Below are 7,239 nucleotides of genomic sequence, written 5' to 3' on the forward strand. Positions count from 1 at the left end.
CTGGTAAATTTCGCAGACTCCAGGATTGATGTCCGAAGGGTGGAGCAAGAAAAAGTTTGAGCCATTTCTCCAATTCTCCCTTTTCCCCATTTCTCCTTGTTTACACTTCTAATGTATAGCCCTGAACGGTTACTGATACAGCATTGTAAAAAGCGGCAGAAAAAACACTTAAGGCTATTATCCTGATCTTTTTATTACTCCTCTGATGTTATTAAGAGTCTATCTGAAAAGTTGGAAGTCCAAACTTGTGTGTGCGGGGTGTTTTCCCTCAACAAGCCTGTCCTGGCGACAGGCCAGGGTTGAGGCATCCGTTGGTTTTTCAGATAGATTCTAAAAACCATTCCTCTTTGATTAGGTTATGAGCAATGGTTTGTCTCTTACCATCGCTTGTGAGTACTACAAAGACTTCTTCTCGCTCACCGTCATGCCGTTCTCTTATACATCGTTCCTTGATCTCCTTCACCTGGATAGTTTTATCTTCAAGGAAAATGGCTGTTGGTCGCTCATCTGCCTTATACCCGGAGTATGTTTCGACTTTTATTTTCATTTTGAGTCTCCATGTAGTGTTGTATGCAAATTAGCCTTCATCTTCTGCCTCCAATTATCAAAAATGATATATACAATAGGGACGATTATCAAAGTAAGTATGGTAGAGGTGGTCAATCCTCCCATAACTCCAATAGCCAGTCCTTGCATTTCTTCTTCACCTTCCCGCAGAGCTAAAGCCATTGGTAGCAAAGCAAAAATGGTACAGATAGCGGTCATCAGGATTGGTCTGAGTCTGATCTTAGCAGCAGCGATTACTGCCTCCTTTATTTCTAAGCCGGTTTTTCTTTGCTGATTAATGAAGTCTACCAGCACAATAGCATTGGTTACCACAATTCCAACTAACATGATAATGCCAATAAATGAAGCAATGTTTAATGATTGTCCGGTGATAAAAAGAGCTAAAAATACCCCGGTAACCGCAAAAGGCAAGCAGGTCATAATAGTGAGTGGGTGAATCAATGATTCAAACTGAGAGGCCATAATCATATAGACTAAGATAATAGCAAAGATGAACATTATTCCCAAATCATGGAAAGTCTTCTGCATATCTTCGTATTCACCACCAAAGTCGATTAAGTATCCTGGAGGTAAGGTTACCTTTGTCAGTGCTACCTTTACCTCCTTCATCACATCACCAAGCTTACGGCCAGCTAAATTGGTAGTAATGGACACCTGCCTCTTCTTGTTGAATCGTTTAATATCCCCTGCCCCTTTACCAGGAATAATCTTTGCTACATCCCGAAGTAAAATTTGAGACCCAATGGGTGAGGGGAGGGCAATACTTTTTATATCATCCAGGCTTTTGCGCTGTGATTCCTTAAGCCTGACCCTAATGTCAATCTCTTCTCCCCTCTGTCTCAACCTGGTCCACACATCTCCATCCACAGCCATCTTAACCACTGAAGCTGCTTGAGCCACAGTTAAGCCTGATAGAGAGAGTTTCTCTCTATCATAGATTATCTGGAATTCAGGGTTTCCCTGCTGCATACTAGTGGTAATATCAACCACCCCAGCTATCTTTGAGATTACCTGTTTAACATCCTCGGCAATCCATTTCAATGTAGGCAAGTCCTCACCACTCACCTTTATTTCAACTGGGGCCTTCCCACCCATCATCATGCTGCCAAGATCATGGATATCCAGACTGGCTCCTGGAATACTATTAGCTATTTTCCTTACCTGCTTGGTTACCTCCTCAGTGGTTAGTCTTCTTTCTGCCCTATCCTTTAAGGAGACCATTATCATACCTGTATGCACTGCGGAGACCTCGCCCATACCCATTGCTCCAGCTCGTGCTGAGCCTCCCTGATGGGTTCCGGCAAAGGTAAAAACCTCATCTATATCTTTCATCTTGAGTATCTTCTTCTCAATTACAGACACAGCATCAGAGGTTTCTTTAAGGGATGTACCAACAGGCATTTTTAATCTAGCCATAAATGAGCCTTCGTCAGAGGCTGGCATAAATTCCTGGGAGGTAAAGGCAATAAGCCCAATGCTTGAGGCAAATAAAAGAAAGCAAAATACCAGCACCTTGCCTTTATTATTTAGACACCAGGAGAGTATTTTACCATATCTTTCTCGCAAGGTATGATACCAGCCCACATCCTGCTCTCCTCCTGTTTTTGCCCTTAAAATCTTTGATGCCATCATTGGAGTAAGGGTAATAGCCACAAATAAAGAGGCAAATAATGCATAAGCTACTACCCAGGCAAAGGATTTAAAAAGCTCTCCAGTGATTCCCGTAACAAAAATCAGGGGAAAGAATACAGCTACCGTGGTCAGGGTGGAGGCAATAATAGGCATAGAAACCTCAGTAGCACCGACTACGGCTGCCTCATGCCTGCTTTTACCGGCAGTGAGGTGTCTAAAGATATTTTCAATAACTACAATGGCATCATCTACCAGCCTGCCCATGGCAATGATAAGCCCGGTTAAGGTCATGATATTGATGGTGAATCCACGGAAGTACATAAAGATAAAGGTAGTAATAATAGAAAAAGGGATAGCTAAAGCAACAATCATAGTTGGCCGAAAATGGCGTAGGAACAAGAAGAGAACCACTACTACTAAAATCCCTCCTTCAATCCCACTCCATTTGGTTGAATTGATGGAGGTTCGAATGAATTTAGCTATTTCAAACACCTTGTGTATCTTAACATCAGCAGGAAGATATTTTTCAATCACTGGCACCTGCCTTAGAATTTCATCTGTTACCGCAACAGTATTAGCATCTGCTTCCTTACGAATAATCATGCCTACGGTATGCTGTCCCTTTAACCTTCCATAGCCTCTTACTTCCATAAAGGTATCCTTTACACAAGCCACATCTTTTAGATATACAGGATTACCCTGTTTTATTCCTACAATTATTTTCTCCATCTCTTTTGCGTCTCTGAACTCACCAATAGAGCGCAGGGTAAATTCAGTTGGTCCTCGGATTATCTTACCACAGGTTTTATCCATATTTTCTTGCCGTAGCTTTTGAGCTATTTCAAACAGAGACATGCCGTGAGCCTTAAGTCTATCTATATCAACCTCAATCAATATTTCCCGAATAAGTCCACCCATCACCATTACCTGGCCAACACCCTTTATTCTTTCTATTCTTGGAGCGATTACATCTTCAGCAAAATCCTTCAATTGAGCCAGGTCTCGTTTACTGGCAATGGTTAGAGCCATAATAGGCATATCCCCAATATCCATCTTAACAACCATAGGGTCTGAAACATCCTCTGGCAGGAAATCCCGGATTACTGAGAGCCCCTCCCGAATATCTGCGGCAGCACCATCTAAGTTTGTGCCCCAGTTAAATTCCACCAGAACTAAAGACACACCTTCCTGTGAGGTTGAGGAAATCTTTTTTACCCCAGAGACAGTAGCTACTACCTCCTCAATTGGTTTAGAAATCAACTCCTCTATCTCCTCCGGAGCTACTCCTTCGTAATTAGTAATAACCGTGATAACCGGATAGTCTATATCTGGCATAAGGTCAACCGTTAGTTTGGAGAAAGCAACTATGCCAATGATAACAATGATTAAAATAACCATTAGCACAGAAACGGGTTTTTTAACTGATAGCTCTGGGATGTTCACTTTTATTGCCTCCTTGTCACCCTGACTATTGCTCCATCCTGTAGAGTCTCCACCCCACGAATGACTACCTCCTGGTTCTTGGCTAACCCTGCTGTAATCTCTACCTTCTCCAGATCCTGTATACCCAGTTTAACCTGCTTCAGCCTGGCACGATTTCCCTCAATCACATAGAGGTAATTATCCAGTCCTCGATTAAAAACCGCTCCCTGAGGCACACACAAGACATTCTGGTGTTTTTCTAGTTCAATCTTCACCCTGGCAAACATACCCGGCTTTATCCGGTGATGGGCATTTCTAATGTAAATGGTGACATTGAAGGTTCGCGATTGGGGGTTGATAATAGGAGATATTTCACGGATTATGCCTATAAACTTTGTATCCGGATACGCCTCCAGAGAGACTTTTATTTTCTGGTCTCGTTTAATTTTAGTGATTAAATCTTCAGAAGCTGCCACTTCAAGCTTAACTGTAGAAATATCCATAACCTCAAGGATAGTCTCCATCCCCTTTATTCTCTCTCCTTCATTAGCTATTTTAGAGGTAATTATTCCAAAGATAGGAGAGGTAACATTGGTATCTTTTAGGTGTTGTTTAGCTGATGAGAGTCCAACCTCAGCCTGATTTACCTGAGCCTTAGCCAGCTCAAGTTGAGCAGAGGTCATTTTATAGCCTGTTACAGCTTTATCAAAAGATGCCTTAGCAATGGAATTAGTGGCATTAAGCCTTTCTGCCCGCTCAAACTCTATTTTAGCCTGGTCAAAGTTTGCCTCTGCTTGATGTAGCCCTGCATTAGCTGTTGTTAAAGCTGCTTCTGCCTGGGAAAGGCCAATTTGAGCATCAGTTGCATCTAATTTGGCTACTACCTGGCCTGCTTTTACATAATCATTCTCTTTGGCAAGAATCTGCAGAAGCATTCCCCCTATTTTAGGAGAAATTTTTGCCTCCTTAATAGGCTTAATAGTGCCCTGAAAGGTAGTGGTCAGAACTATGTCTGAAATAAATGGTTTAGTTACTGTTACACTGATAGCTTCTATTTTCACCTCTTTTTCAGGCGGTTTTGTGCATCCAACAATCAAGGCTAAACTCAAGGTAATAAAAAATCCTAAATTCGCAATTTGCAATTTGCAATTATTCATAATTAATTCCTCCCAATGGCTTTTTGTAATTTTGCCCAGGCTAAGTTATAATCATACAATGCCTGATAGTAATTAGTTTTTGCTTGAGTTAGTAAGGTCTGTGCATCTAACACATCAGTAGTAGTAGAGGCTCCTTCTTTGTACATCTCTTTGGTAATGCGTAGGTTTTCCTCTGCCTGTCCAATAGACTTTTGGGCAACGCCAATGTTCTTTTCCGCCTCTTCTAAACCAAGGCATCCCTGTCTGACTTCCAGCAAGATTCTGTCTTTTAGGAGAAGCAACTGCTCTTCTACGGCTGCCAGATTAGCTTCTGTCTGATTGACCCTGGATTTTCTTGCCTTCCAGTCCCATAGAGTAAAGTTTACTGAAACGGCTGCCATCCAGGTTTCTTGCCACTCATCAATCGGTGTTTTTTTCCCCTTTTGATAGTCATAATTTCCTATCAGAGCAACTGATGGGTAATAGTCGCTCCTGGCTATCTTCACTCTTTGTTTTAGAACCTCAATGGTAGTTTTTATCTGCTTTAATTCTGGCCGCATTGTTTGAGCCTGCTTGATACAGTTATCCAGATTTATAGTTTGGGGCCTAAACTCCAGGATGTCAATAATCTCAACCGGAGTGTTCTGGTCCTGTGCCAGCACCTGATTAAATGCTGCATTAGCCAGCCTAACCCCATTTTCTGCCCGAATTAGGTTTTGCTTCACATTGGCTAATTCCACCTCTGCCTTTAGCACATCCACTTTAGCCACCATACCTACATCATAGAAGTTGCCAACTACCTTTAGGTGGGCTTGTACCTGTTCAACTGCCTCCTGAGCAATTTGCTGAAATTTTAATGCCTTCAAAATACCAAAATAAGCACTTTTTACTTCTAAGATTAGCTCGTTTTTCACCATTTCATACTCATATTTAGCGGCTTCGTAGTTAGCCTTAGCCAATTTGTAGCCAGAGGAGATTTTACCGCCGGTAAACAGAGGTTGCTGGATGATGCCTTTGGCCTCAGAAATCCCCTCATCACTCAGAGCCATTGACCTGCCCTGAAAATCCACAGTAGTAGCTTCATTTAATCGGGTATAGCTTGAAGATAAGCTAAAGATAGGATAGAAACCTGTTTTAGCCTCCCATACTTTCTCTTTAGCTGAGGCTACCTTTTTTGAGGCAGATAGCAGGCCATGATTATTAGCCAGAGCTATCTCAACACTTCTCTCCAGGTTTAGCGGCCCAACCTCTGCCCATACCGTGGAAATCCCAGTTATAAGTGCTACAATTGCTAAAAAAGTTCTCATTCTTTTATCACCCCCCTAAGCCATATCTCTAATATAGTATCCAGTTCATTATTAAGTGGGTATTTTTCATCGTTTACCAGCCATTTGTAGATTATGGCGTTAGTTAGCCCAATTAAAGCATAAGCAGCGCTTGAGGTGTTGATGTCTTTTATTACCCCATTTTTTACCCCTTTGTTAAGCTCTTTTTCTATTAGACAGATGTGTGGTAGATACTTTTCTCTGAATATCTTCTCAACTTCCTCTCTAAACTCAGTTGTTTCCTGAACCAGGACGCGATAAAAAGCTCTATGGCTCTCAAAGAAGTCTAAATAGGCAGAAATAGCCAGAGTTGTCTTTTTGATAGGAGAATCAATATCTTTAGTAGCCTCAAGTATAGTATCCTTCATAATTCTAATGCCCCATTCTACTACACCTAAAAATAGACCCTTTTTGCTTTCAAAATGGCGATACACAGTGCCTTTACCTACTTGAGCTAAGGCAGCAATTTCATCCACATCTGCTTTATAATAACCATCTCTTGAGAAAACGGTCATAGCTGCCTGGAGTATTTGTTCATCCTTCTCCTGTCTTTTTGCCTCTCTTTTTCCAACAGAAACATGAAGCTCCATGAGTTAGTACCTCCATAGAATACGGACTTGTCCGTTCTATTTCTGATTATACCATATTATCTTAAATTTGTCAACAAAAAATCTTGCTTCGCAGCAATTCTCGGTGAAACTAAATAAACAGCCCAAGTAACCACCTTAAAGCCATTTTTTGCTTTTTAAACATCTTCTTCCTCTAAATTGCTTAAAATTTCCCCCTCCTAAACCTATGGAGAATCTCCTTTATCTTAGAAATTGGGCACACTATTCCCTTTATCACAAAATCAAATCCTTATTTAATTATATTATTTCTCTATCTTATCCCCCTTTCTCCCTTTTCATCCACTTGCTGGTTCAGGTGGCGAAAGAATAAACCACAAAAGCTCCTCCCAACTTTGAAAAATTAATATCCGAATCGTACACCGTAACTGATTCCAATACTCTCTCCGACTGCTAAATTTCTCCCGACAAGCCTGATAGAGCAAACAAGTTAATTGAAATATCTGATGCATTAAAAAAGCAAGTAGGTTTAACAAAAAGAAATTCAACGACAAATTCTTCTTCCCATGCCCAAAATTATGCTCAATATGG

Annotated in this window: 6 protein-coding genes; all 6 read right to left on the bottom strand. The window is 41.2% G+C overall.

Translation table 11 applies throughout. From position 1 onward, the window contains the following. Window positions 1-319: 319 nt before the first annotated feature. Window positions 320-547 (bottom strand): hypothetical protein, encoded by a 228-nt coding sequence (locus AB1414_12470; GenBank protein ID MEW6608237.1) that lies wholly within the window; start codon window positions 545-547, stop codon window positions 320-322. After that, entirely contained in the window at window positions 544-3,642 is a 3,099-nt protein-coding gene (locus AB1414_12475; GenBank protein ID MEW6608238.1) for an efflux RND transporter permease subunit, read from the bottom strand. Before AB1414_12475 ends, AB1414_12470 begins: the two co-directional genes overlap by 4 nt. Window positions 3,643-3,644: 2 nt before the next feature. Next, window positions 3,645-4,778 (bottom strand): efflux RND transporter periplasmic adaptor subunit, encoded by a 1,134-nt coding sequence (locus AB1414_12480; protein ID MEW6608239.1) that lies wholly within the window; start codon window positions 4,776-4,778, stop codon window positions 3,645-3,647. Between the two features lie 2 nt (window positions 4,779-4,780). Then, window positions 4,781-6,064 carry a TolC family protein gene (locus AB1414_12485; protein MEW6608240.1) on the bottom strand — a complete coding sequence of 428 codons (1,284 nt, stop codon included), beginning with the start codon at window positions 6,062-6,064 and terminating at the stop codon, window positions 4,781-4,783. After that, the gene (locus AB1414_12490) at window positions 6,061-6,672 is read right to left on the bottom strand and encodes a TetR/AcrR family transcriptional regulator (protein ID MEW6608241.1); all 612 of its coding nucleotides are present in this window, start codon (window positions 6,670-6,672) and stop codon (window positions 6,061-6,063) included. Before AB1414_12490 ends, AB1414_12485 begins: the two co-directional genes overlap by 4 nt. 314 nt (window positions 6,673-6,986) lie before the next feature. After that, window positions 6,987-7,239 (bottom strand): hypothetical protein (locus AB1414_12495; protein ID MEW6608242.1); only part of this gene is annotated, 253 nt, incomplete at its 5' end.

This window comes from bacterium (assembly GCA_040755795.1).
In the GTDB taxonomy this organism is placed as follows: Bacteria; UBA9089; CG2-30-40-21; order CG2-30-40-21; family SBAY01; genus JBFLXS01.